The following is a 25103-nucleotide window of genomic DNA, read 5'->3' as shown; positions in this document are numbered from 1 at the left end:
CGACATCACGGACCCTCCGCTCAGGAGGCCAGGAGGGTCCGCAGGTGTACGGCAGCGCGACGGTGGTGGAGGGGTCGATGACTCAGGGGGCCGGTCAGGGACCCGCGATGCGGACGGAGACGCTGCGGGACTTCCGAGTTCCGGTCACCGAGCCCGTCCCGTACGGCGTGCCCGGCGCGCTTCCCGAAGAGGCTCCGGTGTACGGCGAGTACCCCGCGTACTACGGGGAGGGCGCGCCGGTGCCCCCGCAGCCCTCCGTGCCGCCTCAGCCTTCCGCGCCCCCACAGCCGCCCATGGGCGATCCGGCCGCGGACGGTCCGGCTCCGGTCGACGGGGACGAGTTCGACGAGGGCTACACCCCCACCCACCGGGATCTGCCGATCATCGGCCGTGGAGGACCGGGCGACACCGTCCAGGTCCAGTACGTTCCCCAGGAGGCCCCGGCCGCGGGCCCCGGACCGCTGTACGTCGTCGGCGACGTCCACGGCTATCTGGACGAGCTCGTCCACGAACTCCAGGCCCAGGGCCTCATCGACGCCGACCGCCGCTGGTCGGCCGGCAACGCCCGCCTCTGGTTCCTCGGCGACTTCACCGACCGCGGCCCCGACGGCATCGGCGTCATCGACCTCGTCATGCGACTGTCCGCCGAGGCCGCCGCCGCCGGCGGCTACTGCAAGGCCCTGATGGGCAACCACGAGCTGCTGCTCATCGGCGCCAAGCGGTTCGGCGACACCCCCGTCGCCTCGGGCGCCGGCACCGCCACCTTCCAGGCCGCCTGGCTCCTCAACGGCGGCCAGCGCACCGACATGGAGCGCCTGGAGGACGTACACCTCCAGTGGATGCAGCGGCTGGACGCGGCCGTGCTGGAGGACGGGCACCTGCTGCTGCACTCCGACACCACCGCGTACCTCGACTACGGCGACTCCGTCGAGGACGTCAACGACACCATCCACGAGCTGCTCAACCGCAACGACGCCGACATCACCTGGGACCTGTTCCGCAAGTTCACCAAGCGGTTCGCGTTCCGCGATGAGGAGACCGGCCCCCAGGCCGTACGCGAACTCCTCGACACCTACGGCGGCGGCCGCGTAGTCCACGGGCACAGCCCCATCCCGTACCTGCTGGGCGAGGTGGGTACCGAGGACGGCGACGAAACGCGCGGACCGGAAGCCGTGAACGGCCCGCACGTGTATGCGGAGGGGCTCGCCATCGCGATGGACGGCGGGGTCACGATGGCGGGCAAACTGCTGGTCGTGCAACTCCCCCTGAACGACTGACGGTTATCAGAAGGGGGGTAATTTCGGGAAAGCCCCTGTCACGGCGTGGCATGGGCGCTCTACCATCGCCCTATCCGTAGCAGGCTCTCCTCCGTTTGTGCCGGCGCCCGGGTCTACGCGGGCAAACCGGTCCCCACGGAGCATCGGGGGATGCACATGAACAGCGCTCCGCACCTGCTGACCGAAGACCGACCCGAGTTCGATCGGCTCCTCGACGAGGCGCTGCGCACCGCGCACGAACGGCCCGAGCTCGCCGCCCTCGGTGAGCGCCTGAACGCCGAACAACTGCGCACGATGGCCATCGGGGCCAGTGCGCTGCTGACGGCCGCAGCTGCGGCCGAGTACGACCACTACGTGAAACTCCGCGGGGAGCGGCGCGACGAGGCCCTGTCCGCCCCCGGTTCGGCCGGGGAGCAGGCTGGCGGACTGCAGGGCGAAGGCGAGGACGGCGCGGGCGTCAGCGCTGTCGTCGCGGTGCTCGCGCCGGTCCTGGCGGGCACCGCGATGGTGATATTCCTGCTGGTGGGCTACATCCTGAAGGCGGTCGAACCCGAACCGGCCTTCGCGGAAACGATGCTGACGGCGGGATGGCTGTTCGGCGCGCTGACCGTGGTGTCGCTGGCGTTCGCGGTGATCGGGCTGCTCGTGACGGCCGTTCGCAACCGGGCGACCGAGGTGGTGGCCCGGGACGAGGCCGACGCGATACCCGACGACGTCGCGCGGGCCCGCGAGGCCTGGCGGCAGGCCCTGCTGGAGCGGGGCATCCTGCCGTTCCTGCGGGACGCGCTGGCCGACCCGAGCGCGGCACCGGCGGGGGCGGCGTACCCGGCCCCGCACACGCCGAAGGCCGGGCGCATCCCCAACCTGGGTTACAGCCGGCCCGACTTCACCAGTCCGGGGTCCCCTTCGCAAGGTCCCCGCCCCGGCTACACCCCTCCGGACTTCACAAGCCCGGACTTCACCGGCCCGGACGGCGGCGCGCAGTAACGCCGCGGCCGTGGCAGGCCTGCCGTCCTGTTTCACGTGAAACATCGCGCCACGGCCGGAACGCTGCCCTGGGAAGCCCCCTCAACCTCCCCAGAGCAGCGCCGGCCGCCTTGGGCGGTCAGTCCGCCAGCGGGAGGTACACCCGGTTCCCGCTCGCCGCGAACTCGGCGGACTTCTCCGCCATGCCCGCCTCGATCTCATCGGCCTTCAGGTCCCCGCCGTGCTCACGGCGGATGTCCTGCGAGATCTTCATCGAGCAGAACTTCGGACCGCACATGGAGCAGAAGTGCGCGGTCTTCGCCGGCTCGGCCGGGAGCGTCTCGTCGTGGAACTCGCGGGCCGTATCCGGGTCGAGGGCCAGGTTGAACTGGTCCTCCCAGCGGAACTCGAAGCGCGCGTCCGAAAGCGCGTCGTCCCACTCCTGGGCGCCCGGGTGGCCCTTGGCGAGATCCGCCGCGTGCGCAGCGATCTTGTACGTGATGACGCCGGTCTTCACGTCGTCACGGTTGGGCAGGCCCAGGTGCTCCTTCGGCGTGACGTAGCAGAGCATCGCGGTGCCCCACCAAGCGATCATCGCGGCGCCGATGCCCGAGGTGATGTGGTCGTACGCCGGGGCGACGTCCGTGGTCAGCGGGCCGAGCGTGTAGAACGGCGCCTCCTCGCAGATCTCCTGCTGGAGGTCGATGTTCTCCTTGATCTTGTGCATCGGGACGTGGCCCGGACCCTCGATCATGGTCTGCACGTTGTGCCGCTTGGCGATCGTGTTCAGCTCGCCCAGCGTCTTCAGCTCCGCGAACTGCGCGGCGTCATTGGCGTCGGCGATGGAACCGGGACGCAGGCCGTCGCCCAGCGAGTACGTGACGTCGTACGTCGCGAGGATCTCGCAGAGCTCCTCGAAGTTCGTGTAGAGGAAGTTCTCCTTGTGGTGCGCGAGGCACCAGGCGGCCATGATCGAGCCGCCGCGGGAGACGATGCCGGTCTTGCGGCGGGCGGTCAGCGGCACGTACGGCAGCAGTACGCCGGCATGGACCGTCATGTAGTCCACGCCCTGCTCGGCCTGCTCGATGACCGTGTCCTTGTAGATCTCCCAGGTCAGGTCCTCGGCGCGGCCGTCGACCTTCTCCAGCGCCTGGTACAGCGGCACGGTGCCGATCGGGACCGGGGAGTTGCGCAGCACCCACTCGCGGGTGGTGTGGATGTTGCGGCCGGTCGAGAGGTCCATGACCGTGTCGGCGCCCCACTTGGTGGCCCAGGTCATCTTGTCGACCTCCTCCTCGATGGAGGAGGTGACGGCGGAGTTGCCGATGTTGGCGTTGACCTTCACCAGGAACCGCTTGCCGATGATCATCGGCTCGATCTCCGGGTGGTTCACGTTCGCGGGAAGCACCGCGCGACCTGCGGCGATCTCCTCGCGGACGACCTCGGGGGAGACGTTCTCGCGGATCGCGACGTACTCCATCTCCGGGGTGATCTCACCGCGGCGGGCGTACGCGAGCTGTGTGACGGCGGCGCCGCCACGGCCTCGGCGGGGCTGACGCGGGCGGCCCGGGAAGACCGCGTCGAGGTTCTTGAGGCCACCGCGCGGCGAGGTGTGCTTGATGCCGTCGTCCTCGGGGCGCACGGGCCGGCCCGCGTACTCCTCGGTGTCGCCGCGGCTGATGATCCAGTTCTCGCGCAGCGGGGGCAGGCCGCGCCGTACGTCGGTCTCGATCTGCGGGTCGGTGTACGGCCCGGACGTGTCGTAGAGCGTCACGTCCTTGCCGTTGGTGAGGTGGACCTGGCGGACCGGCACCCGGAGGTCGGGCCGGGAGCCCGCCAGGTATCCCTTGTGCCAGCCGGGCTGGCGCTCGGTCTGGCCGTCGGCGTCCTGGCTGACGGCAGGCGTGCGTGCGTCCTGAATGGTCATGAGACCTGATCTCCCTACGCCGGCATTACCCGGTAACAGGTTCGGCGGTCGACGCAGCCTCTTCCCGTACGCATATGTGCTGCGCGTACGGTGATCAGCGCCCTCTCAGCCCGGTGCTCCGAGCTCCCGCGTTGTGCAAAGGTGCCCCCACGCTAGCGTCATTTGTGGCGTGCTGAACAGTGGGCCCCCTCAACTCTTGCGATGATCTGCCGGTGACGTCCTCGCCGCAGCCTCCCTCCGCGCCCACCGAGCCCCCAGGTCACTCCGACCACGCACACGTGGGCCACGGGCATGATCACGGGCAGGACCAGGGCCCGCCACCCCAGGGTCACTCCCACGGTCATTCCCACAGCCACGGACCCGCGGCTCCCGTCTCGAAGCACCTGCGCAAGGTCATCGCCGCGGTCCTGATCCCCTTCGCCGTCGCCGTCTTCGTCGGCATGGTGGTGCTCTGGCCGGGCGGCGCCCCCGCCCACGAGCGCTCCGGGGTCGGATTCGACCGGCAGACCCAGCAGGGCACGGTCGTCGCGCTCGAACAAGTCGACTGCAAATCGGTGAACGCCTCGCAGGTGCCGACCACGGGAAGCGTCTCCACTCCGGAGGGCCGTGAGGCCCGGGCCCAGCAGACCGGTGACTGCAAGAAGGCCACCGTCGAGGTCGGCACCGGGCCGGACAAGGGCCGCACGTTCGTCGAGATCGTGCAGCCGGGAGCGCCGCGGCAGTTGGAGGAGGGCCAGGAGGTGGTCGTCGCGTACGCGCCGGACGCGCCCCGGGACCTCCAGTACTCCGTGGTCGACGTGAACCGCAAGCTTCCCCTGGCAGTGCTGGCCGGCATCTTCGCGGTGGCCGTGGTCGTCGTCGGGCGGATGCGAGGCCTGTTCGCGCTGATCGCGCTGGTCGTCAGCTTCGGCGTGCTGACCCTCTTCATCCTCCCGGCGATCCTGCAGGGCTCGAACCCGCTGGTCGTCGCGGTCGTCGGGGCCAGCGCGATCATGCTCATCGCGCTCTACATGTGCCACGGCCTGAGCGCCCGCACATCCGTCGCCGTCCTGGGCACGCTCGTCTCGCTGCTGCTGATCGGGCTGCTCGGCTCGGTGTTCGTCGACTGGGCGTTCCTCAGCGGCAACACCGACGACAACACGGGGCTGATCCACGGGCTCTACCCGGACATCGACATGAGCGGTCTGCTGCTCGCGGGCGTGATCATCGGATCGCTCGGTGTGCTCGACGATGTGACGGTCACCCAGACATCGGCGGTCTGGGAACTCCACCAGGCCGATTCGTCGATGGGATCCCGTGCCTTGTACCGCGCGGCCATCCGGATCGGCCGCGACCACATCGCCTCGGTGGTCAACACGCTGGTGCTGGCCTACGCGGGCGCGGCGCTTCCGCTGCTGCTGCTGTTCTCGATCGCGAACAGCAGCATGGGCTCGGTGGCCAACAGCGAGCTGGTCGCGGAAGAGATCGTACGGACCCTCGTCGGGTCGATCGGCCTGGTGGCCTCGGTCCCGGTGACCACCGCGCTCGCCGCACTCGTGGTCTCCGCCGACCGGCCGGGATCCCCGGCCGGAGCGGCGGCTTCGGGGCCGGTCCGCGGCGGCCGGGGGCGGCGGCGCAAGCGCTGAGCGACCCGGGTGGCTCGGGGGCCCGGGGTGACTCGGCTCGCGCGGTCAGCTTGATCGGTTCTGCCGGTCGGGCTGCTCAGCCCGCGTTCTGCTCGTTCTGCTGTGGCTCGGCCAGGATCCGGTCCAGTGCCTCGTCGAGGTCTTCCTCGAAGTTGCCGAGGTTGCGCTCCTGACCGAGCGGAACAAGCCGGTCGGTACGGTCGAGGAAGGCGACGAGCGGCGCCGCGCCGGCGCGGAACAGGGCCCGGTCGCAGCCGACCTGGAGCCGGATGTGGACGTCGGACAATTCCTCCGGATCGGTGGGGGCGATGTGCACATCGCCGTCGCCGCAGGGCTTGTTGATGCCGTCGAGGAGCAGTTCCCGGCCGAACGCCCAGGTCACGGGGGCGTCTCCGGGCAGGTGGAACGTCAGGCGCACTGCATAGGGGTCACGGGTGTCGTACCGGAGTTCCACCGGGATCCGGAAGGAGAGCTCCTCGGAAACGAGGAAGCTCATCATGACCTCTGCCTGTACCGACTCGCGCATGGACTACCCCGCTGTAGTGGAAGTGGCCAGGAATGAACCCCCAGGGCCCTCTTGACAAGGGTGGTGGAAGCTCATGCAGATCACAAGGAGTGAGTTTTCAGATACTGATAGAGAACGAGAGGGTGCTCAACAGCGCGCCTACTTCACTCCGTAGTCGATCGACCACATACAGCAATCGTTCCTCGTGGTGCAAAGGGAGAGAAATCGCCATTGTTGCGGCGGTATCGCCCGCGGTGATGGGGATGGCCGCACAGACAGTGCCCAGCGCGTACTCCTGACGCTCCGTAACCGGCTCCATCCGTCCGAGGGCACCGATGCGGTGTTCGAGGGCGCTCTGGTCCCGGACGGTGTACCGGGTGACGGCCTCGACGGGGTGCCGCTCGTAGTAGTCCCTGCGCGTCTTCTCGTCGAGCTGGGCCAGCAGGCACTGACCGATGGCGTGCGCATGGCCGGTCGCGCGGAAATCGGCCCACTCCTCGACGGCGGGGCTGGCCGGGGTGTCCGAAACTCCCACGAGCTCGATCTCACCCTCGCGGAACACCGCGAAGTAGACGGGGGCCCCGACCGCGTCGCGGAAGTGCGCGAGGGAGTCGAGGATCATGCCGCGACGTTTCTGCTGGAGCCCGCCGCCCGCCAGCCGCCCGGCGGCGGCGCCGAGCACGAACACTCCGCCCTCACGCCGCAGATAGCCCTCGTGCGTGAGGGTGCGCAGGAGGTGGTACGCGGTGGGGAGCGGGAGCCCGGCTTCGCGCGCCAGTTGTTTCGCCGGGGCCCCCTCGCTGTGGGAACCCACTGCTTCGAGCAGCCTCAACGCGCGCTGCACCGAACCGATCAGCGTCGGCACACCCGCATTGTGAACCGAAGACAAAGCTCACCCCCAGGCGTGGCGGCGGGCCTGGGGAGGGCCCGCCCTGCGGGGGCCGCCCCCGCACGCACCGTAGATCCTGGGGGTCGCACTCAGTCGGCACTGGATAAAACCGCAGGTCAGTGCAGCACCGTCGGCGTCCGATGCCCAGGGAACGGCACAGATTGCCACTCTATCTGCCGATTCCCGCAGTGTGGGCGGTTTGCCACCTCACGTTCCCCCGCCCGGGTTACTCCCCGGGATTGACCCGGGGCCCAGGGGCCTGGGCTCCGGGACCTACCAGTCGCGGGAGGAGGACTTCGAACCGCTGCCGGTGAACTTCTTCACGATGAAGACCAGGCCGCCGACGAGGGCGACGAAGAGCAGCAGCTTGAAGACGAACGAGATCAGGGCACCAAGGATGCTCGTGATGACACCACCGAAGACGAAGAGCACCAGAAGCGGGATCGCGACCCACTTAACCCACCAGGGCATGCCTGCGAATGTCTCTCGGATGCCGTCCATGTCCTCAACCTCTTCCTGAGCCCCTTGAGCTCCTGAGCCGTGACTTCCTGCTCTCGATGCTAGGAGGCCGCACAACCGTCCGGGGCTCCGCGAGCCCCCGGACTCCCCTGATCCGCCCCCTAGGGGGATCAGGGGTCCGACCCTGGGCCAAGGCCTGCCGCGCTCGGGCCTACCCGACCCTGATCCGCCGGACGGGCCCTAGGCCTCCGGCGGGGAGAACACCACCAATACCCGCAGGTCCTCGGTGATGTGGTGGAACTTGTGCACCACCCCGGCGGGCACGTAGACGACGCTGCCGCGTGCCACCGTCGTCGTCTCCTCCCCGACCGTGATCGAGGCCCTGCCGCTCACCACGAAGTACACCTCGTCCTGGCGGTGCGGCTGTTGCGGGTCGCTCTGGCCGGCGTCGAGGGCGTACAGCCCGACCGACATGTTCCTCTCGCGCAGGAACTGCAGATAGGCGCCGTCGTTCGCGAGCCGCTCCGCCTCGAGCTCGTCCAGCCGGAAGGCCTTCATCGTCGTTGTGCCCCTTGCTCTCTCGCGTTCCCTGGCATCCGCTGATCTGCTGATGTCCCACCGGGATCTTCTCTGCCACGATCAGACACATGACAAATTTCGTAGTCAAGACGCTCGCGAACGCGGCGGCCCTGGCCGTCGCCATCTGGCTGCTGGCCGGCATCACGCTCGACGACCACAGCTCCCTGGGCCGCCGGACCCTCACCCTGATCCTGGTCGCTCTGGTCTTCGGCCTGGTCAACTTGATCGTCAAGCCCGTGGTGAAGTTCTTCTCGCTGCCCCTGTTCGTCCTCACCCTCGGGCTGTTCACCCTCGTGGTGAACGCCCTGATGCTGCTTCTGACCTCTTGGCTAGCCGAGCAGCTGGACCTCAGCTTCCATGTCGACAACTTCTGGACCGCGTTGATCGGCGGCCTGATCATCTCCGTCGTCTCCTGGGCCGTGAACATGGCCCTGCCCGACAACGACTGAGACGAACGCCATGTACCGCGTGTGCTTCGTCTGCACGGGCAACATCTGCCGCTCCCCCATGGCCGAGTCCGTCTTCCGCGCCCGCGTCATCGAGGCGGGGCTCGACGCCCTGGTCGAGGTGGACAGTGCCGGCACCGGCGGCTGGCACGAGGGGGACGGTGCCGATCCGCGCACCGTCACCGTCCTGGAGGCCGCCGGATACGAGCAGAGCCACAGGGCCCGGCAGTTCCGCGCCTCGTGGTTCGCCGGCCTCGACCTCGTCATCGCGCTCGACGCCGGGCACCTGCGGGACCTGCGGGCGCTCGCACCCACTCCCGAGGACGCCGCCAAGGTGCGGCTGCTGCGTTCCTACGACCCGGCCGCGACGGCTGCGGAGGCCGACGTACCGGATCCCTACTACGGCTCCCTCGACGGGTTCGAGCAGTGCCTGGAGCTCGTCGAGGCGGCGAGCGCGGGTCTGCTGGACGCCGTAAGCGAGGCAGTGAAGGAGCAGACCGCATGAACGACCACGCCGACGAGCCGGCGGCCGCGATCGGCGACGGCACCCGGGCCGTACGCGCCGGGCTGCCCGAGCCGGCCAAGAACGAACCGCCCCTGCCCGGACCCGTCTTCGCCGCCCATTTCCACCTCCCGGGCGACGTTTCGGGCCCGTACACGTACGGCCGGGACACCAACCCCACCTGGACCCTGCTGGAGCGGGCCATCGGGGAGCTCGAAGCGCCCGGCCAGGACGTCGACACCATCGTCTTCGCCTCCGGCATGGCAGCGGTCTCCGCCGTCCTGCTCTCCCAGGCCGGCACCGGCGACACCGTCGTCCTGCCCGACGACGGCTACCAGGCCCTGCCGCTGGTTCGCGAGCAGCTGGAGGCGTACGGGATCCACGTCCGCACCGCCCCGACCGGCGATGACGCGCAGCTCGCCGTCCTCGGAGGCGCAAGGCTGCTGTGGATCGAGACTCCCTCCAACCCCGGGCTCGACGTGTGCGACATCCGGCGCCTGGTGGATGCCGCCCACGCGGGCGGCACCCTGGTCGCCGTCGACAACACCCTGGCCACCCCACTCGGCCAGCGGCCCCTGGAACTCGGCGCGGACTTCTCCGTCGCCAGCGGAACCAAGGGCCTCACCGGCCACGGCGACCTGCTGCTCGGCTATGTCGTCTGCCGCGACCCGGAGCTCGCCGCCACCGTCCGGCGCTGGCGCAAGATCGTCGGTGCGATCCCGGGGCCGATGGAGGCCTGGCTGGCCCATCGCTCCCTGGCCACCATCCAGCTGCGCGCCCAGCGCCAGTGGACCAACGCGCTGGCCGTCGCCGAGGCGCTGGCCGACCACGGGGACGTCACCGGGCTGCGCTACCCCGGCCTGCCCGCGGACCCGTCGCACAAGACGGCCGCCCGGCAGATGCGGGGCTTCGGCTCCGTGGTCTCCTTCACCCTGCCGGACCGGGCACACGCCGAACGGTTCATGGCCGCCCTGCACCTGGTCGAGGACGCCACCAGCTTCGGCGGCGTTCGGTCCACCGCGGAGCGGCGCGGACGGTGGGGCGGCGACCCGGTACCGGAGGGGTTCATCCGCCTGTCAGCCGGGGCCGAGGACACCGATGACCTGGTCACGGACGTGCTGCGAGCCCTCGACGCGGCGGGCACGGGCGTCTGAGCATCAGGAACGAGAGCGGTCCGAGCCTCCCCCCTAGTGGCTCGGACCGCCCCGGGTTCTGCGCGAAGAACCACGCGCACAAGGCTAGTTGACTCAACGTCAGAGTCCAATCACGGTAACGACAGGGGCCTATCGGCATATTTATAGTTGAAGGTCCCCACCGAGAGGGGCCTTCATGGACCTGGCCCTGTTGCGCACCTTCGTCGCCGTCCACCGGGCGGGCTCGTTCACCCGGGCCGCCGCGCTCCTCGGGCTGTCGCAGCCCGCCGTCACCTCACAGATCCGCACCCTCGAACGCCAGCTGGGCCGACCGCTGTTCCACCGCCGTGCCCGCGGGGTCACCCCCACCGCCGTGGGCGACGAACTCGCCCACAAGGCCGCCCCCCACCTCGACGCCCTGCTGCGGATAACCGAGGCGGAACGCGAAGCCGCCGGCGCGTTACGCACGCTGCACCTCGCCGGTCCGCCCGAGTTCCTGTGCATGCGCGTCCTGCCCGCCCTGGCTCCGCTCGTCGGACAGGGCCACACCCTGCGCACCGTCCTCCAGCCAGCAGCCGAGGAGGCCCTCGACGGGCTCGCCGCCGGCCACCACGACCTCGTCGTCACCACCGCCCGCCCACGCGGCGGACTCTTCAGCGCGACCGCCCTGTGCGACGAGGAGCACGTCCTGGTCGCCGCGCCCTACTGGGCGGCGCTCGTCGATCCGGACCGGCTGCGCGAGTCCGGCCCCGCCGCCCTCGACGGCATTCCGCTCGTCGAGGTCCACGAGACGCTGCCGCTCGTCGCCCGCTACTGGGCCGCAGTCTTCGAGACCCGGCCAGGCACCCGGCCCGATGCCGCCACCGTCGTCGCCCCCGACCTGCGTGCCGTACTGGAGTGCGTCCGGGCCGGCGCCGGGCTGGCCGTCCTGCCTCGGTATCTGTGCCAGGACGCCCTCGACCACGGGCAGATCGTCGCCCTGCTGGAGCCACCCGTACCGCCGCTGCGCACCTGGTTCCTCGCCGTACGGACGGGCAGCCTCGCCCTCGCCCACCTCGCCCGTGCGCACGACCGGCTGCTGCGCGCCGCCGCCCACTGGTGAGCCTCCGCTTCCGGTGTGCGGCGCGTTTCGCCGACTCGCGTTTCAGACACCGTCGTCTGGGCCACTCTTCTCCCATGACCGAACGTCCCGTGGTCAAACGCACCGCCCGCGCGATCCTGCTCGACGGTGACGACCTGATCCTCATCAAGCGCACCAAGCCCGGCGTCGATCCGTACTGGCTCACCCCCGGCGGGGGAGTGGAGTCCTCGGACGCCACCGTCGTCGACGCCCTCCACCGAGAGCTCCACGAGGAGCTCGGGGCGAAGATCACCGATGTCGTGCCCTGCTTCGTCGACACCGTCGAGCACATCGCCGACGGAGGGGTGACCGGAGTGAAGGTGCAGCACTTCTTCGTCTGCCACCTCGAATCCATGGACCCCAGCCAGCGGCACGGCCCCGAAATCGACGAGCCCGCGGGTGAATACGAGATCGTCCGCGTGCCGTTCAGCCGGGTCGGCATCGCCGCCGTCCATCTCGTCCCGCTGTCCCTGAGGCACTACCTCGACGGCAACATCGAAGGCGTACGCGCCATGCACGCCCCCGACCTGGGCTGATCCCGGCCCTGTCCTCGGTCTGTTCGGCCCGGGTTGCTTCGGCCCGGGCCCCGGCCGGTGGCCCGGGGCTCAGCCCGCGGCGCCCACCAGCTCCTCCACCGCGTCGAAGCGGATCCGGTCGCCGGGAATCCCGATGCGCTTGAGCTCGCTCACACCGCTGCGGATCATCGCGGGCGGCCCCGAGACGAACGCGTCGTACGAGCTCCACGGCCCGTGTTCACCGACCGCCTGGGGAAGTTGGCCGGCGAGGCCCTCGCCCACCACCGGGCGCACCGACAGCCACGGGTGCGAGCGCTGCAGCCCCAGCAGGGTGTCCTTGTCGTACAGGCCGCCGTCGCTGCGCGCCCCGAAGAACACCTCCACCGGGCGGCGCTCGCCGTGCTCCGCCACGTCCTCGATCAGCGCCTTGATCGGGGCGATGCCGGTCCCGCCGCCCAGGCACAGCATCCCGTTGTCGGTGGTGTGGTCCACCACCATCGACCCGGTCGGCGGCCCGAGCCGCAACACGTCACCGGGCCGGGCGTGCCGAACCAGCGCGTTGGATACCCAGCCCGCCGGAACGGCCTTGACGTGGAAGGACAGCAGCCCGTCGGCGCGCGGTGCCGAGGCGAACGAGTAGTGCCGCCACACCCGGGGCCACCACGGAGTCTCCAGGCTCGTGTACTGGCCCGCGAGGAAGGGGTACGGCTGGTCGGGGCGGACGGTGAGCACCGCGATGTCCGGGGTGCGCAGATCGTGCGAGACCACCTCCGCGTGCCACCACGCGGGGCTCTGCACCTCGTCCTCCGCCGCCGCGTCGATCATGGTCTGCGACATCACGGTGTAGGCCCGCACCCACGCGGCCTGCGTCTCCGGCCCCCAGGTCTGCTGCGCGTATCGGGACAGTGCGCCGATGAGGGCCTCGCCCACCACCGGATAGTGCCCGGCCATCGTCCCGTACTTCCGGTGCCCGGCACCCAGCCGGCGCAGGTACGGGACGAGCACCTCCGGGTCGTCGATGTGCTCGGCGGCGGTCAGCAGTGCCTTCAGCAGCCGATCTCGCTGTGCGTCCATGGCGGCCGGGAACATGCCCCGCACCTCCGGGTGCCCGGTGAACACCAGGGCGTAGAAATACGAGGTCACCCTGTCGGCGATGGGAGCGACCTCTTCGAGGGTCCGGCGGATGAGCACCGCGTCCGGGGAGGGCTCGACCTCACCGCCCCCGGACGGTATCCGGGCCGTCCGTCTGGCCGATCTGGTGGGCGGAGCGTCCATGCGGTGCCTCGCTTCGAACATCTCGGTCGGTAAGCACGCCACGGCCTACGAATCCGTGGTTCCGGGCCTCAGAGACTGCCAGCCGCCCCCACCACGCGCGGGAAAACCTGGAAAGTCCGCGTTTCGAACCCACTTTCCTCTTAAGATGCTCGGACTTCCGGGCGTGCCGCCCCAACCAGCTGATATGCCTCGCGCAGGTCCCGACCCTCGTAGACGTGTGTCGCCCGTCCCGCCAGGAACGGTCGCGCATTGACCGCCACGGACACCGAAACCGCATCGAAGAGCACCGCGTCGGTCGCCGAGTCCGCGTACGCGACACAGTCGGCCCGGCTCACCCCGAACTGTGCGCAGAGCCGGTCAGCCACAGTGACCTTGCCCTCGGGCGTCAGGATCCCGGCCGCATCCACGGGCCGGGTGAAGGGGACCTCGGGGAAGACCGAACCGTGTGCGGCATGCGCGCCCCACTCCAGCAGCAGTTCCACGAAGAACGACGGCGACAACGAGACCACCGCGCAGTAGTCCCCACGCTCCCTGATCTCCTGCCACACCTCGCGAATCCCCGTCAGCCACGGGGCTCCGTCGAACGCCGCCCGGACGTGCGCGGGGGTCAGCTCCGCCCACATCGCGTGCGCCGCCACCGAGAACTCGTGCGGCCCCATCTCCTGCGCGCCGAACGCGCGCTCCAGCTCGGCGATCTCCGCACTCAAGCCCAGCTGTCGGGAGATCTCGACCGGCGCGGCCGAGCCGTACATCAGCGTCCCGTCGAGATCGAAGAGGTGAAGGAGCGTCATGGAAGACGAGGCTAGCGATGTTTCACGTGAAACATCGCCCGCTCCCACCGAGCCGCCTCGCCACGACAGCCCGGGGAGAGAGGTCGCGATGTTTCACGTGAAACATCGACCCCAAATCCTCTGGACGCCCCCCGGCTGATGATCCAGTCTGGGCCCGTGACACCACCACACCTCACCGACCTGCCGATCCGTGCGCTGACCGTGGATGATCTCCGCCACTGCGCCGACCTCTCCGAAGACCGCGGGTGGCCGCGCGAGGACCACAAGTGGGGGCTGCTTCTCGCGGCGGGCAACGGCTACGGCATCGATGCTCCCGATGGCCAAGGACTCGCGGCAGCCTGCGTCGTCACCTCGTACGGGCACACTCACACCGGCCCGGAGCTGGCCGCCATCGGGATGGTCCTCGTCGCCGAGCGCTATGCCCGCCAGGGCCTGGGCCGCCGCCTCATGACGTACGTCTGCGACGACGCACTCAAGGGGATCCCGCTCACCCTCCACGCCACCCCCTACGGCCGCCCCCTCTACGAAGAGCTCGGCTTCGACACCACCGGTCGTGCGGAGATGCTCCGGGGCACCTTCCGCACCGAGCCCTCGGACCAAGCGCCCGAGCCGGCCTCGGTGGCGGTCCGGCCGGCGACCGGCGAGGACATCCCGCGGATCGTCCGCCTGGACACCGAGGTCTTCGGCTCGGACCGGACGCACATGATCACGCGTCTTCCCGCCTTCGCGGACCGGCTGCTGGTCGCCGAAGACGGGCGGGGCGAGCTCGTCGGCTACGCCGCGATCTGGCCCAACATGGAGACCCATGTGATCGGTCCGCTGATCGCGCATGACACGGCCGGCGCCCGGGCCCTCATCACGGCGCTCGCCGCCGTCACCGACCGCCCGCTGCGCACCGATATCGACGTACGCCACGAAGAACTGCTCGCCTGGCTCAAGGAACGCGGCCTCGACTCCGTGGCGTTCAACACCGTCATGACCCGCGACATCCCGGGGCTGCCCGGCGACTGGACCCGCCGCTGGGCCCCGCTCACCGTGGCGGCGGGCTGAGAGCGACAGGCCGAGGAAGGAACCTCTCCATGACCCATCTCGACGAACCGGCGATCCGCCCCGCCACCGAGGAGGACCTGTCCGCCATCGTCGCCATGCTGGCGGACGACCCGCTCGGCGCCACCCGCGAATCACCGGACGACCTCACTCCGTACCTCGCGGCGTTCAGACGCCTGGCCGATGACCCCCACCAGCACGTGGTCGTCGCGGTCCGCGAGGGCCGCGTCGTGGGCACCCTCCAGCTCACCATCGTCCCCGGGCTGTCCCGCAAGGGAGCCACGCGCTCGATCATCGAAGGGGTCCGCGTCCACGCCGACGAACGCGGAAGCGGCCTGGGGACACGGTTCATCCAATGGGCCATCGAGGAGTCCCGCCGGGAGAACTGCCGACTCGTGCAGCTCACCTCGGACATGACCCGCACCGATGCCCACCGCTTCTACGAGCGGCTCGGGTTCACCGCGTCCCACGTCGGGTTCAAGCTGTCCCTCTGATCACCCGCACGGCAGGCCGGGCCGGTGTCTGCGGCCCGGCCTACGATCGGGAGGATGAGCCCCAGCCTCCCCCTCGTCACCACCGCCGAGCGCCGCCACCGGCTCGGACGCAGACACCGCCTGGCCCCCTCGGCACATGCCTCCACGGTCGCCGAGGCCGCGGACGCCGTCGTCGCCCTGCACGCCACCGACGCCGCAACCCTGTTCCTCTCGGCTCGCGCCCGGCTCGCGGAAGGCGGCCCCGAAGCCGTCGAGCAGGCGCTGTACGAGGACGTCTCCCTCGTCCGGCTGCTCAGCATGCGCAGGACGCTCTTCGCCGTCTCCTGCGAGCTCGCCCCGTACGTGGACTCCTCCACCGCCCGGGGTATCGCCGTCAAGGAGCGCCGCAACCTGCTCAAGCACCTCGACGAGGACGGTCAGGGTCTCGACGCGGGGTGGCTGGCCGGAGCGGAGGCCGCTGCGCTCGATGCCCTCGACGCCCAAGGTCCGTGCACCGGCAGCCAGCTCTCCGCGGCCGTGCCCGCGCTGCGCCAGAAGATCACCGTCGGCAGGGGCAAGAAGTACGAGGCAGAGACCGGCGTCGCCACCCGGGTGATCCGCCTCCTGGCCGCCGACGGCCGGATCCGACGCGACCGACCGCGCGGATCGTGGACCTCCAGCCAGTTCCGCTGGGTGCACACCGAGCCCTGGCCCGCCGTACCGGCGGCCGAGGCACACGCCGAGATCGCCCGCCGATGGCTGCGCGCCTACGGACCGGCCACGGAGTCGGACCTCAAGTGGTGGACGGGCTGGACCCTCACCGAAGTCCGCAAGGCCCTCGCCCTCGTCGGCCCCGACCAGGTCCGCCTCGAAGACGACACCACCGCCCTGGTCAGCCCGGGCGACACCGTGCCCGAACCCGTCCCGGAGCCCTGGGCCGCACTGCTGCCCGGCCTGGACCCCAGCGGAATGGGCTGGGCCGACCGGAGCTTCCACCTCGACCCCGCCCACCGGCCCGCGCTCTTCGACTACGCCGGCAACATCGGCCCCACGGTCTGGTGGAACGGTGAGATCGTCGGCGGCTGGGCCCAGCGTGCGGACGGGGAGATCGTCTGGCGGCTGCTGGCGGATCGCGGCCGCGCCGCCGAGGGCGCCGTCGCCGCCGAGGCGGCCCGCCTCGCCCGATGGGTGGGCGAGGCCCGCATCACCCCGCGCTTCCGCACTCCGCTGGAACGCGAACTCGTCGCCTGAGTCCGCCGGACGCGCTAGCCGATGCCCCGCCAACCCTGCGGGTCCACCCCGCCGGGCACCGGGGCCTGTGCGTCGTACGGCTCCCGCGTGAACACGAACGAGCCCAGGTCGAGATGGCTCACCGAACCGTCCTCGCGCCGCACCGCCCGCAGGGTCTCCCCCGCGTAGTAGCCGTCGAGTCCGGTCCAGCTGCCGTCGGGCTCCGCCCGGAACCGGGCCGCCCGACCCGTCGCCCCCACCGGCGCGAGCTCCAGCAGACCGTCCGCGTTCAACCGCAGCACCTGCGGCGACGTACCCCAGTACCAGGGACCGCACAGATCCAGGGCGACCGGATCGGCCTCCCGGAACGGTCGCCACGGCTGCGGGAACCGCGGCTCCGCGTCCGCCACGATCGCCACCAGCTCAGCGGCCACCGTCGCGGCGGGCAGCCCTGATGTGCAGTTCGCCAGGACCACGGCCGCCACGTCGTCCGCCTCGCTCAGCCACAGCCCGGCGACGAAGCCGGGCAGCGAACCGGTGTGGCCGGCGAGCCGGCGCCCGCCGACGTTCGACAGCTGCATGCCGAGCCCGTAGCCGAGTTCGGCCAGTCCCGGCTCCGGCGGCGCGGCCGGCGTCCGCATCTCCCGTACCGTCTCCGCGCTCAGCACCCGCTCGTCACCCTGGGCGAGGAACAGCGCGAACCGCGCCAAGTCACGTGTAGTGGACCAGAGTTGTCCGGCCGCGGCCATCAGCCCCAGGTCTTCCAGAGGCTCCGGCATCATCACGTCGGCCCACGGATGGACCGCCCAGCCTCCCGCGTGCGGAGCCTGCGGGTGGGCCGTCGTACGGTCCAGACCGAGCGGCTCCAGCACCTCGGCCCGGAGCACCTCTTCCCACGGCTTTCCGCGCACGGCTTCCACGAGTGAACCCAGCAGTGTGTAGCCCGGGTTGGAGTAGTGGTGTCGTCGGCCGGGCCGGAAGCGGAAGGGCTCCTCACCCAACACGTCCGCGAGTTCGGGCCGCAGCGCCGCAGGCGTGCGCTCCCACCACTCGCCCGGCGTCTCCGCCGCCAACCCAGCCGTGTGGGACAGAAGTTGGGCGATGGTCACCTCTCCTGCGCCCGTCCCCGCCAGGTGCTTCTCCAGCGGGTCTTCGAGGCTCACCAGGCCCTCGTCCCGCAAGCGCATCACCAGCACTGCGGTGAAGGTCTTGCTGATCGAGCCGATCCGGTACTGCACGTTCCCGTCGGGCCCGTGCCCCTCGACGGAGGTCCGGGAGCCCTCCCAGACCACCTCGCCGCCGCGGGCCACGGCCGCCACCACCGAGGGCGCCCGCCCTTCGCTCTGCGCGACGGCGATCCGGTGCCTCAACGCACGCCGGGTCGCGGGGAGCAGATCCACGTCTTCAGATACGGCATCCATGATCGGATGCTACGTGTTGGCCATGTCCACGAACCGCGAATAGTGGCCCTGGAAGGCGACGGTGATCGTCGCCGTCGGACCGTTACGGTGCTTCGCCACGATCAGGTCCGCCTCGCCCGCGCGGGGCGACTCCTTCTCGTACGCGTCCTCGCGGTGCAGCAGGATCACCATGTCGGCGTCCTGCTCGATCGAGCCGGACTCACGCAGGTCGGAGACCATCGGCTTCTTGTCGGTGCGCTGTTCGGGACCACGGTTCAGCTGGGACAGCGCGATCACCGGCACCTCGAGCTCCTTGGCCAGCAGCTTGAGGTTTCGGGACATGTCCGAGACCTCCTGCTGGCGGCTCTCGGGACGGCGCGATCCGCCCGACTGCATCAGCTGGAGGTAGTCGATGACCACGAGCGAGAGGTCGTTGCGCTGCTTGAGGCGCCGGCACTTCGCCCGGATCTCCATCATCGACAGGTTCGGGGAGTCGTCGATGTAGAGCGGGGCGGCCGAGACGTCCGGCATCCGGCGGGCCAGCCGGGTCCAGTCGTCGTCCGTCATGGTGCCGGAGCGCATGTGGTGCAGGGCGACCCTGGCCTCCGCCGACAGGAGGCGCATCGCGATCTCGTTGCGCCCCATTTCGAGGGAGAAGATCACGCTGGGCAGGTTGCTCTTGATGGAGCAGGCCCGGGCGAAGTCGAGCGCGAGCGTGGACTTGCCCATGGCGGGTCGGGCCGCGATGACGATCATCTGGCCCGGGTGCAGTCCGTTGGTCAGCGAGTCGAGGTCCGTGAAACCGGTCGGGACGCCCGACATCTGGCCGCTGCGCGAGCCGATGGCCTCGATCTCGTCGAGCGCGCCCTCCATGATGTCGCCCAGCGGCAGATAGTCCTCGGAGGTCCGCTGCTCGGTGACGGCGTAGATCTCGGCCTGGGCGCTGTTGACGATCTCGTCGACGTCGCCGTCCGCCGCGTATCCCATCTGCGTGATCTTCGTACCGGCGGCGACCAGACGGCGGAGGACCGCCCGCTCGTGGACGATCTCCGCGTAGTACTCGGCGTTCGCCGCAGTCGGCACCGACTGGACGAGCGTGTGCAGGTAGGAGGCCCCGCCGACCTTGCTGATCTCGCCGCGGCGGGTCAGCTCGGCACCGACGGTGATCGGGTCGGCCGGCTCGCCCTTGGCGTACAGGTCGAGGATCGCCTGGTAGATCGTCTCGTGCGAGGGCCGGTAGAAGTCGTGGCCCTTGATGACCTCGACGACGTCCGCGATGGCGTCCTTGGACAGCAGCATGCCGCCGAGCACGGACTGCTCGGCGTCGAGGTCCTGCGGGGGGACGCGTTCGAAGCCGCCGCCACCGCCGTCCCAGGAGCCGCCCTCGCGGCCCCGTTCGTGCTGTTCGTCCCCGCGGCCCCGGCTGTCGCTGTTTCGGCGCGGACGGGCGGGCAGACGGTCACCCGGACCGCTGTCGGCCCAGGGGTCGTCCATGGGCTCGGGCATACTCACCGGGCCGCCTCCTCCCGTCCGCAACGCGGACCTCGCCGTGCCACTCTTTCTAGGGCACGGCTCTGACATGTGGGGCACCCGAAACCGCCATCGGCGAGTCGGGCAACGCACAACGGTAGGGCCGAGAGCGACGTCAGCCAATCTTGTTATCCACAGGCTGTGTGGATGAGATGTGGATGACCGACCCAATGCTGTGGGTAAGTCGCCGGAAGCTGTGCACGGACCGGGGGACGGCGCTGTGGACAAAATCACCTGCCCTACCCATCCACCCATCCTGACCTGCGATTTCTTCCCCCACGGGCTGTGGGGGAGAAATTTCTCCGCCCCAGTTCCGAGATCGCCTCCAATGGGGTGCCGAGAACGTGTGAACCAACTCGCAAGTAAGGATCCAAAGGCCATTGCATCCATTACCTGTGGAAGATTAGATTGAGCGCATGACACAGGCCATCGCCCCGCTGAAGCCTGCCCCGAGACAGCACGACCGCGAGATACTCGCGCTCGCCGTCCCGGCTTTCGGCGCGCTCGTCGCCGAGCCCCTGTTCGTGATGGCCGACAGCGCCATCGTGGGGCACCTCGGCACTCCCCAGCTGGCCGGTCTCGGCATCGCCGCGGCCCTGCTCACCACCGCCGTCAGCGTCTTCGTCTTCCTCGCCTACGCCACCACCGCGGCCGTCTCCCGACGGGTCGGCGCGGGAGACCTCCGGGCAGCCATCCGGCAGGGCATGGACGGCATCTGGCTCGCCCTTCTGATCGGCGCCGTCGTCGTCGCCGTCCTGCTGCCGGCGGCGCCCTGGCTGGTCTCCCTCTTCGGAGCCTCCGACACCGTCGCCCCGCACGCGGTGACGTATCTGCGAATCTCCGCCCTCGGCATCCCGGCCATGCTGATGGTCCTCGCCGCCACCGGCGTCATCCGCGGCCTCCAGGACACCCGCACACCGCTCTACGTCGCCGTCGCGGGCTTCGCCCTCAACGCGGCACTGAACGTCGCCCTCGTGTACGGAGCCGGCTTCGGCATCGCCGGTTCGGCCTGGGGCACGGTGATCGCCCAGTGCGCCATGGCCGGCGCGTACCTCTTCGTGGTCGTCCGCGGAGCCCGTACGCACGGGGCGTCCCTGCGCCCCGACCCCGCGGGCATCCGAGCCTGCGCCCAGGCGGGCGTCCCGCTGCTCGTGCGCACGCTGTCCCTGCGCGCCGTGCTGATGATCGCGACCGCCGTTGCCGCGCGGCTCGGCGACGCGGACATCGCGGCCCACCAGATACTGCTCTCCTTGTGGAGCCTGCTCGCCTTCGCACTCGACGCGATCGCCATCGCCGGGCAGGCCATCATCGGCCGCTACCTGGGCGCCGGCGACACCGAAGGAGCCAAGGCCGTCTGCCGCCGCATGGTGCAGTGGGGGATCGCCTCCGGAATCGTCCTCGGCACGCTCGTGGTCGCGGCCCGCCCGGCCTTCATCCCGCTCTTCACCGGCGACCCCGTGGTCGAGCACGCCCTGCTGCCGACCCTGCTGGTCGTGGCGATCTCCCAGCCCGTGTGCGGCATCGTCTTCGTGCTCGACGGAGTCCTGATGGGTGCGGGCGACGGCCGCTACCTGGCCTGGGCCATGCTCCTGACGCTCGCCGTGTTCACCCCGGCCGCCCTGCTCGTCCCGGTCCTCGGCGGCGGTCTCACCACGCTGTGGTGGGCCATGACCCTGATGATGCTGGTTCGGATGGCCACCCTGCAGCTGCGCGCCCGCTCCGGCCGCTGGCTGGTCGCGGGAGCCACCCGCTGATCCTCGGATCGATGTTTCACGTGAAACATCGACCGGCGGTCCCGGAAACGACGAAGGGCCGCACCCCCACAGGGGTGCGGCCCTTCGCTCGCAGCACTTAGGCGGCGACGACCTCGACGCCCACGTTCGCGGCGACCTCGGCGTGCAGACGCACGGAGACCTGGTACGAACCGAGGGTCTTGATCGGGGCAGCCAGCTCGACGCGACGCTTGTCGACCTTCGGACCACCGGAAGCCTCGATCGCCGTGGCGATGTCGGCCGGGGTCACGGAGCCGAAGAGACGGCCGGCGTCACCCGAGCGGGTGGCCAGACGGACCTTCGTGCCCTCGAGCTTGGCCTTGACCTCGTTGGCCTGCTCGATGGTCGCGATCTCGTGGATCTTGCGGGCGCGGCGGATCTGCGCCACGTCCTTCTCGCCACCCTTGGTCCAGCGGATCGCGAAACCACGCGGGACCAGGTAGTTGCGAGCGTAACCGTCCTTGACGTCGACGACATCGCCGGCGGCACCGAGGCCAGAGACCTCGTGGGTCAGGATGATCTTCATTATTCGGTCACCCTTTCCTTATCGCGCGGTGGACGTGTAGGGCAGCAGCGCCATCTCACGGCTGTTCTTGACGGCCGTGGCGACGTCACGCTGGTGCTGCGTGCAGTTGCCGGTGACGCGGCGGGCACGGATCTTGCCGCGGTCGGAAATGAACTTCCGCAGCATGTTCGTGTCCTTGTAGTCCACGTACGCGGTCTTGTCCTTGCAGAACGCGCAGACCTTCTTCTTAGGCTTGCGCACAGGCGGCTTCGCCATTGTGTCTCTCCTGTGTGATCAAGAAGTGGGGATGCGAGCTTCCCTAGAAGGGAGGCTCGTCCGAGTAGCCACCGTTGGAGCCGCCGGAGCTTCCGCCCCAGCCGCCCCCGCCGCCCTGCTGCTGCTGGCCGCCGGCCGGCGCGCTGGACGCCCACGGGTCGTCGGAGGGAGCTCCGCCGCCCTGCGGGGCGCCGCCGCTGGGGGCTCCGCCCCAGCCACCGCCGCCGCCCTGCTGCTGACCGCCGCCGCCGTATCCGCCCTGGCCACCGCGACCGGTGGTCTTGGCGACCTTGGCCGTGGCGTTCTTCAGGCTGGGGCCGACTTCCTCGACGTCCAGCTCGTAGACCGTGCGCTTGACACCCTCACGGTCCTCGTACGACCGCTGCCTCAGTCGGCCCTGCACGATGACGCGCATGCCTCGCTGAAGGGACTCGGCGACGTTCTCGGCCGCCTGCCGCCACACCGAGCAGGTCAGGAACAGGCTCTCGCCGTCCTTCCACTCATTGGTCTGACGGTCGAAGGTGCGGGGGGTGGACGCGACACGGAACTTCGCGACCGCCGCACCCGAGGGGGTGAAGCGCAGCTCGGGGTCGTCGACGAGATTGCCGACGACCGTGATGACGGTCTCGCCTGCCATGGATGAACCTCTCGGCGGGGATTGCTGCTGGGCTGCTGTGCTACTCGGTCCCGATTACCGCTGAACCGAAGTTCAGTGGGTCTCGGGGCGAAGGACCTTGGTCCGGAGAACCGACTCGTTCAGGTTCATCTGTCGGTCAAGCTCCTTGACGACCGCAGGCTCGGCCTGAAGGTCGATGACCGAGTAGATGCCCTCGGGCTTCTTCTTGATCTCGTAAGCGAGACGACGACGGCCCCAGGTGTCGACCTTCTCGACCTTTCCGTTGCCCTCACGGACGACGGAGAGGAAGTTCTCGATCAGCGGGGAGACAGCGCGCTCCTCGAGATCGGGGTCGAGGATGACCATCACTTCGTAGTGACGCATGTGGAACCCACCTCCTTTGGACTCAGCGGCCACGGTCGTTCCGTGGCAGGAGGGTCGTGATGCGTGCGCACGGCGTCTGTGAGCAGACACCGCGCAGCTGTACAGACTACCTGCTCGACTCCTTCCGGTTGAAATCCGACGGGAGGAGGCCACACTCTGTATGCATCGGGTGTGCTCGGTGCTATGCCCCCGGCCCCTGCCGGAGGCGCCCGGGCACCGCTCTGCTTCAGCCAGGAGGTGCCTTCCGATGGCACAGGCCATGCAACCCAAGTCCTCCATCTCGCTCCTCGCGACCGACGGCAAGCCCCATCCGCTGCAGGACACCCTCATGGTGGCCACGGTGGTGCTCGGCATCGTGGCGTTCGTCACGGGCTTCTTCGACAATCTGCACCTGCTGAGCTCGTGGACCGGGCTCATCGGCATCCTGACCGGCGCGTACGGACAGTTCATCTCGGAGACGACACGCGAGCGCTTCGCACTGATCATCGGGCTTGGCGCCTCGGGCGTGGGCTTCTACCTCGGCATGGCGCACGGCGGTCTCTTCGGCGGCTGGGCGGGCTGACCGGGGCTCTTCGGCGACAGGGCGCCGGCCACTCACCGGCCCGGGCCCGGCCCGTCCCCCAGATGGGTGGCGCCCTTGTCGCAGTAGGCTTCGCGCCATAGCCAGCGAAGCCGCCGGAGGAGACGCCCCGCATGAGCCTGTCCCTGAGGACCATCAGCCGAGAGCAGCATCTGGGATACCTCCAGAGCCTGCCCTCGGCTAGCCACTGCCAGGTCCCGGCGTGGGCCGACGTGAAGAACGAGTGGCGCTCCGAGAACCTCGGCTGGTTCGACCAGAACGACGAACTGGTCGGCGCCGCCCTCGTGTTGTACCGGCAGTTGCCCAAGGTGAAGCGGTACCTCGCGTACCTCCCCGAGGGCCCGGTCATCAACTGGTACGCCCCGAACCTGGAGGAGTGGCTCCAGCCGATGCTGGCCCACCTCAAGCAGCAGGGCGCCTTCACCGTGAAGATGGGCCCGCCCGTCGTCATCCGCCGCTGGAACTCGGCCGCCATCAAGGCCGGTATCCAGGACCCGGACGTGAAGCGCCTGCGCGACGTGGAGGCCTCGGTCATCGAGCCCCGCGCCTTCGAGGTGTCGGACAAGCTGCGCCGCATGGGCTGGCAGCAGGCCGAGGACGGCGGCGCCGGCTTCGGTGACGTCCAGCCCCGTTACGTCTTCCAGGTACCGCTGGCCAACCGGTCGCTGGACGACGTCCTCAAGGGCTTCAACCAGCTGTGGCGCCGCAACATCAAGAAGGCCGAGAAGGCCGGTGTCGAGGTCGTCCAGGGCGGCTACGAAGACCTGCCGATCTGGCAGGAGCTGTACGAGGTCACGGCCGAGCGCGACAAGTTCCGCCCGCGCCCGCTCAGCTACTTCCAGCGCCAGTGGACGGCCCTCAACTCCGAGGACCCCAACCGGATGCGGCTGTACATCGCGAAGCACGAGGGGGAGCCACTGGCCGCCGCCACGATGCTCACCGTCGGCCAGCACGTCTGGTACTCGTACGGCGCATCCGCGAACCACAAGCGCGAAGTGCGGCCCTCGAACGCGATGCAGTGGCGCATGCTGCGCGACTCCTACGCGCTCGGTGCGAGCGTCTACGACTTGCGCGGCATCAGTGACACGCTGGACGAGAACGACCACCTGTTCGGCCTCATCCAGTTCAAGGTCGGTACGGGCGGCGAGGCCGTCGAGTACGTCGGCGAGTGGGACTTCCCGCTCAACAAGGTGCTGCACAAGGCGCTCGACATCTACATGTCGCGCCGCTGACCTGCTGCCGCACCCCCCACACACCGCACCGCTGCACAGGCAGCTTTTA

The 25103-nt window shown here is 69.8% G+C and carries 27 protein-coding genes; 14 read left to right on the top strand and 13 right to left on the bottom strand.

The annotated features are described in order from the left end of the window. The first annotated feature begins 62 nt into the window (after positions 1-62). Complete coding sequence (locus K7B10_RS20875) at positions 63-1277, top strand: metallophosphoesterase (protein WP_229345258.1); 1215 nt, start codon at positions 63-65, stop codon at positions 1275-1277. Between the two features lie 150 nt (positions 1278-1427). Further along, positions 1428-2264, top strand: coding sequence for a hypothetical protein (locus K7B10_RS20870; protein WP_229337965.1), 837 nt, complete (start codon positions 1428-1430; stop codon positions 2262-2264). Between the two features lie 118 nt (positions 2265-2382). Here the strand turns inward: K7B10_RS20870 and thiC are convergent, their stop codons facing one another. Next, positions 2383-4170: a phosphomethylpyrimidine synthase ThiC gene (gene thiC, locus K7B10_RS20865; protein WP_229337963.1), complete on the bottom strand. Its 1788-nt coding sequence runs from the start codon at positions 4168-4170 to the stop codon at positions 2383-2385. Between the two features lie 179 nt (positions 4171-4349). Between thiC and K7B10_RS20860 the strand changes: the two genes are divergently transcribed. Then, entirely contained in the window at positions 4350-5795 is a 1446-nt protein-coding gene (locus tag K7B10_RS20860; RefSeq protein WP_229337961.1) for a YibE/F family protein, read from the top strand. 76 nt (positions 5796-5871) lie between these two features. Here K7B10_RS20860 and K7B10_RS20855 read toward each other — a convergent pair whose 3' ends face one another. The 4 genes from K7B10_RS20855 to K7B10_RS20840 form a co-directional block, all read right to left on the bottom strand. Further along, positions 5872-6321, bottom strand: coding sequence for an SsgA family sporulation/cell division regulator (locus tag K7B10_RS20855; RefSeq protein ID WP_030857783.1), 450 nt, complete (start codon positions 6319-6321; stop codon positions 5872-5874). Between the two features lie 97 nt (positions 6322-6418). Further along, a complete protein-coding gene (locus K7B10_RS20850; protein ID WP_229345256.1) occupies positions 6419-7156 on the bottom strand; it encodes an IclR family transcriptional regulator in 738 nt (245 codons plus the stop codon). 306 nt (positions 7157-7462) lie between these two features. Further along, positions 7463-7690 carry a DUF5326 family protein gene (locus K7B10_RS20845; protein WP_229337959.1) on the bottom strand — a complete coding sequence of 76 codons (228 nt, stop codon included), beginning with the start codon at positions 7688-7690 and terminating at the stop codon, positions 7463-7465. A 198-nt stretch (positions 7691-7888) separates the two neighbouring features. Beyond that, positions 7889-8206: a cupin domain-containing protein gene (locus tag K7B10_RS20840; RefSeq protein ID WP_030153240.1), complete on the bottom strand. Its 318-nt coding sequence runs from the start codon at positions 8204-8206 to the stop codon at positions 7889-7891. Positions 8207-8295: 89 nt separating this feature from the next. On the opposite strand from K7B10_RS20840, the gene K7B10_RS20835 reads away from it, so the two are divergent. The 5 genes from K7B10_RS20835 to K7B10_RS20815 all read left to right on the top strand — a co-directional run bounded on the left by K7B10_RS20835 (position 8296) and on the right by K7B10_RS20815 (position 11964). Beyond that, on the top strand, positions 8296-8676 hold the full coding sequence (locus K7B10_RS20835) for a phage holin family protein (RefSeq protein ID WP_229337956.1): 381 nt from the start codon (positions 8296-8298) through the stop codon (positions 8674-8676). 10 nt (positions 8677-8686) lie between these two features. After that, positions 8687-9178, top strand: a complete 492-nt coding sequence (locus K7B10_RS20830) for a low molecular weight protein-tyrosine-phosphatase (protein ID WP_229337954.1) — start codon at positions 8687-8689, stop codon at positions 9176-9178. After that, entirely contained in the window at positions 9175-10329 is a 1155-nt protein-coding gene (locus K7B10_RS20825) for a cystathionine gamma-lyase (protein WP_229337952.1), read from the top strand. The genes K7B10_RS20830 and K7B10_RS20825 overlap by 4 nt, the downstream gene beginning before the upstream one ends. A 175-nt stretch (positions 10330-10504) precedes the next feature. Then, positions 10505-11410, top strand: coding sequence for a LysR family transcriptional regulator (locus K7B10_RS20820; protein ID WP_229337950.1), 906 nt, complete (start codon positions 10505-10507; stop codon positions 11408-11410). 74 nt (positions 11411-11484) lie between these two features. Continuing rightward, a complete protein-coding gene (locus K7B10_RS20815) occupies positions 11485-11964 on the top strand; it encodes an NUDIX domain-containing protein (protein WP_030857770.1) in 480 nt (159 codons plus the stop codon). A 69-nt stretch (positions 11965-12033) separates the two neighbouring features. Here the strand turns inward: K7B10_RS20815 and K7B10_RS20810 are convergent, their stop codons facing one another. Then, on the bottom strand, positions 12034-13218 hold the full coding sequence (locus K7B10_RS20810; protein ID WP_308284615.1) for a globin domain-containing protein: 1185 nt from the start codon (positions 13216-13218) through the stop codon (positions 12034-12036). Positions 13219-13358: 140 nt separating this feature from the next. Further along, entirely contained in the window at positions 13359-14009 is a 651-nt protein-coding gene (locus K7B10_RS20805) for an HAD family hydrolase (protein ID WP_229337946.1), read from the bottom strand. A 156-nt stretch (positions 14010-14165) separates the two neighbouring features. Between K7B10_RS20805 and K7B10_RS20800 the strand changes: the two genes are divergently transcribed. Genes K7B10_RS20800 through K7B10_RS20790 form a run of 3 tightly spaced genes read left to right on the top strand, consistent with a single transcriptional unit; the run spans position 14166 to position 16780 of the window. Continuing rightward, complete coding sequence (locus K7B10_RS20800; RefSeq protein WP_229337944.1) at positions 14166-15059, top strand: GNAT family N-acetyltransferase; 894 nt, start codon at positions 14166-14168, stop codon at positions 15057-15059. 29 nt (positions 15060-15088) lie between these two features. Continuing rightward, positions 15089-15550, top strand: a complete 462-nt coding sequence (locus tag K7B10_RS20795) for a GNAT family N-acetyltransferase (RefSeq protein WP_229337942.1) — start codon at positions 15089-15091, stop codon at positions 15548-15550. A gap of 54 nt (positions 15551-15604) precedes the next feature. Continuing rightward, complete coding sequence (locus K7B10_RS20790; RefSeq protein WP_229337940.1) at positions 15605-16780, top strand: winged helix DNA-binding domain-containing protein; 1176 nt, start codon at positions 15605-15607, stop codon at positions 16778-16780. 14 nt (positions 16781-16794) lie between these two features. On the opposite strand, the gene K7B10_RS20785 is transcribed toward K7B10_RS20790, so the two are convergent. Next, positions 16795-18180 (bottom strand): serine hydrolase domain-containing protein, encoded by a 1386-nt coding sequence (locus K7B10_RS20785; RefSeq protein ID WP_229337937.1) that lies wholly within the window; start codon positions 18178-18180, stop codon positions 16795-16797. A 9-nt stretch (positions 18181-18189) separates the two neighbouring features. Then, a complete protein-coding gene (dnaB, locus tag K7B10_RS20780; RefSeq protein WP_053687861.1) occupies positions 18190-19653 on the bottom strand; it encodes a replicative DNA helicase in 1464 nt (487 codons plus the stop codon). 452 nt (positions 19654-20105) lie between these two features. Here dnaB and K7B10_RS20775 point away from each other — a divergent pair, with 452 nt between their 5' ends. Next, complete coding sequence (locus K7B10_RS20775; protein WP_229337936.1) at positions 20106-21443, top strand: MATE family efflux transporter; 1338 nt, start codon at positions 20106-20108, stop codon at positions 21441-21443. A gap of 97 nt (positions 21444-21540) precedes the next feature. Here the strand turns inward: K7B10_RS20775 and rplI are convergent, their stop codons facing one another. From rplI to rpsF, 4 genes are all read right to left on the bottom strand, one after another. Then, positions 21541-21987: a 50S ribosomal protein L9 gene (gene rplI / locus K7B10_RS20770; protein ID WP_030292603.1), complete on the bottom strand. Its 447-nt coding sequence runs from the start codon at positions 21985-21987 to the stop codon at positions 21541-21543. Between the two features lie 18 nt (positions 21988-22005). Further along, positions 22006-22242 carry a 30S ribosomal protein S18 gene (gene rpsR, locus K7B10_RS20765; protein WP_005315025.1) on the bottom strand — a complete coding sequence of 79 codons (237 nt, stop codon included), beginning with the start codon at positions 22240-22242 and terminating at the stop codon, positions 22006-22008. A 43-nt stretch (positions 22243-22285) separates the two neighbouring features. Further along, positions 22286-22879, bottom strand: coding sequence for a single-stranded DNA-binding protein (locus tag K7B10_RS20760; protein ID WP_030292604.1), 594 nt, complete (start codon positions 22877-22879; stop codon positions 22286-22288). Between the two features lie 72 nt (positions 22880-22951). Further along, entirely contained in the window at positions 22952-23242 is a 291-nt protein-coding gene (rpsF, locus tag K7B10_RS20755; RefSeq protein ID WP_004950685.1) for a 30S ribosomal protein S6, read from the bottom strand. 247 nt (positions 23243-23489) lie between these two features. Between rpsF and K7B10_RS20750 the strand changes: the two genes are divergently transcribed. Next, positions 23490-23804 carry a hypothetical protein gene (locus K7B10_RS20750; RefSeq protein ID WP_229337934.1) on the top strand — a complete coding sequence of 105 codons (315 nt, stop codon included), beginning with the start codon at positions 23490-23492 and terminating at the stop codon, positions 23802-23804. A gap of 131 nt (positions 23805-23935) precedes the next feature. Then, complete coding sequence (locus tag K7B10_RS20745) at positions 23936-25054, top strand: lipid II:glycine glycyltransferase FemX (protein ID WP_229337932.1); 1119 nt, start codon at positions 23936-23938, stop codon at positions 25052-25054. Positions 25055-25103: the final 49 nt, after the last annotated feature.

Source organism: Streptomyces flavotricini, from assembly GCF_020639365.1.
GTDB classification, from domain to species: Bacteria; Actinomycetota; Actinomycetes; order Streptomycetales; family Streptomycetaceae; genus Streptomyces; species Streptomyces flavotricini.
This window is presented reverse-complemented; position numbering and strand designations above follow the sequence as displayed.

Coding starts and splice junctions, on each gene's coding strand:
- K7B10_RS20870 (WP_229337965.1), top strand. CDS start 1,428: ATGCACATGAACAGCGCTCCGCACCTGCTGACCGAAGACCGACCCGAG.
- thiC (WP_229337963.1), bottom strand. CDS start 4,170: ATGACCATTCAGGACGCACGCACGCCTGCCGTCAGCCAGGACGCCGAC.
- K7B10_RS20855 (WP_030857783.1), bottom strand. CDS start 6,321: ATGCGCGAGTCGGTACAGGCAGAGGTCATGATGAGCTTCCTCGTTTCC.
- K7B10_RS20845 (WP_229337959.1), bottom strand. CDS start 7,690: ATGGACGGCATCCGAGAGACATTCGCAGGCATGCCCTGGTGGGTTAAG.
- K7B10_RS20840 (WP_030153240.1), bottom strand. CDS start 8,206: ATGAAGGCCTTCCGGCTGGACGAGCTCGAGGCGGAGCGGCTCGCGAAC.
- K7B10_RS20835 (WP_229337956.1), top strand. CDS start 8,296: ATGACAAATTTCGTAGTCAAGACGCTCGCGAACGCGGCGGCCCTGGCC.
- K7B10_RS20830 (WP_229337954.1), top strand. CDS start 8,687: ATGTACCGCGTGTGCTTCGTCTGCACGGGCAACATCTGCCGCTCCCCC.
- K7B10_RS20825 (WP_229337952.1), top strand. CDS start 9,175: ATGAACGACCACGCCGACGAGCCGGCGGCCGCGATCGGCGACGGCACC.
- K7B10_RS20820 (WP_229337950.1), top strand. CDS start 10,505: ATGGACCTGGCCCTGTTGCGCACCTTCGTCGCCGTCCACCGGGCGGGC.
- K7B10_RS20815 (WP_030857770.1), top strand. CDS start 11,485: ATGACCGAACGTCCCGTGGTCAAACGCACCGCCCGCGCGATCCTGCTC.
- K7B10_RS20810 (WP_308284615.1), bottom strand. CDS start 13,218: ATGGACGCTCCGCCCACCAGATCGGCCAGACGGACGGCCCGGATACCG.
- K7B10_RS20805 (WP_229337946.1), bottom strand. CDS start 14,009: ATGACGCTCCTTCACCTCTTCGATCTCGACGGGACGCTGATGTACGGC.
- K7B10_RS20795 (WP_229337942.1), top strand. CDS start 15,089: ATGACCCATCTCGACGAACCGGCGATCCGCCCCGCCACCGAGGAGGAC.
- K7B10_RS20790 (WP_229337940.1), top strand. CDS start 15,605: ATGAGCCCCAGCCTCCCCCTCGTCACCACCGCCGAGCGCCGCCACCGG.
- K7B10_RS20785 (WP_229337937.1), bottom strand. CDS start 18,180: ATGGATGCCGTATCTGAAGACGTGGATCTGCTCCCCGCGACCCGGCGT.
- dnaB (WP_053687861.1), bottom strand. CDS start 19,653: ATGGACGACCCCTGGGCCGACAGCGGTCCGGGTGACCGTCTGCCCGCC.
- K7B10_RS20775 (WP_229337936.1), top strand. CDS start 20,106: ATGACACAGGCCATCGCCCCGCTGAAGCCTGCCCCGAGACAGCACGAC.
- rplI (WP_030292603.1), bottom strand. CDS start 21,987: ATGAAGATCATCCTGACCCACGAGGTCTCTGGCCTCGGTGCCGCCGGC.
- rpsR (WP_005315025.1), bottom strand. CDS start 22,242: ATGGCGAAGCCGCCTGTGCGCAAGCCTAAGAAGAAGGTCTGCGCGTTC.
- K7B10_RS20760 (WP_030292604.1), bottom strand. CDS start 22,879: ATGGCAGGCGAGACCGTCATCACGGTCGTCGGCAATCTCGTCGACGAC.
- rpsF (WP_004950685.1), bottom strand. CDS start 23,242: ATGCGTCACTACGAAGTGATGGTCATCCTCGACCCCGATCTCGAGGAG.
- K7B10_RS20750 (WP_229337934.1), top strand. CDS start 23,490: ATGGCACAGGCCATGCAACCCAAGTCCTCCATCTCGCTCCTCGCGACC.
- K7B10_RS20745 (WP_229337932.1), top strand. CDS start 23,936: ATGAGCCTGTCCCTGAGGACCATCAGCCGAGAGCAGCATCTGGGATAC.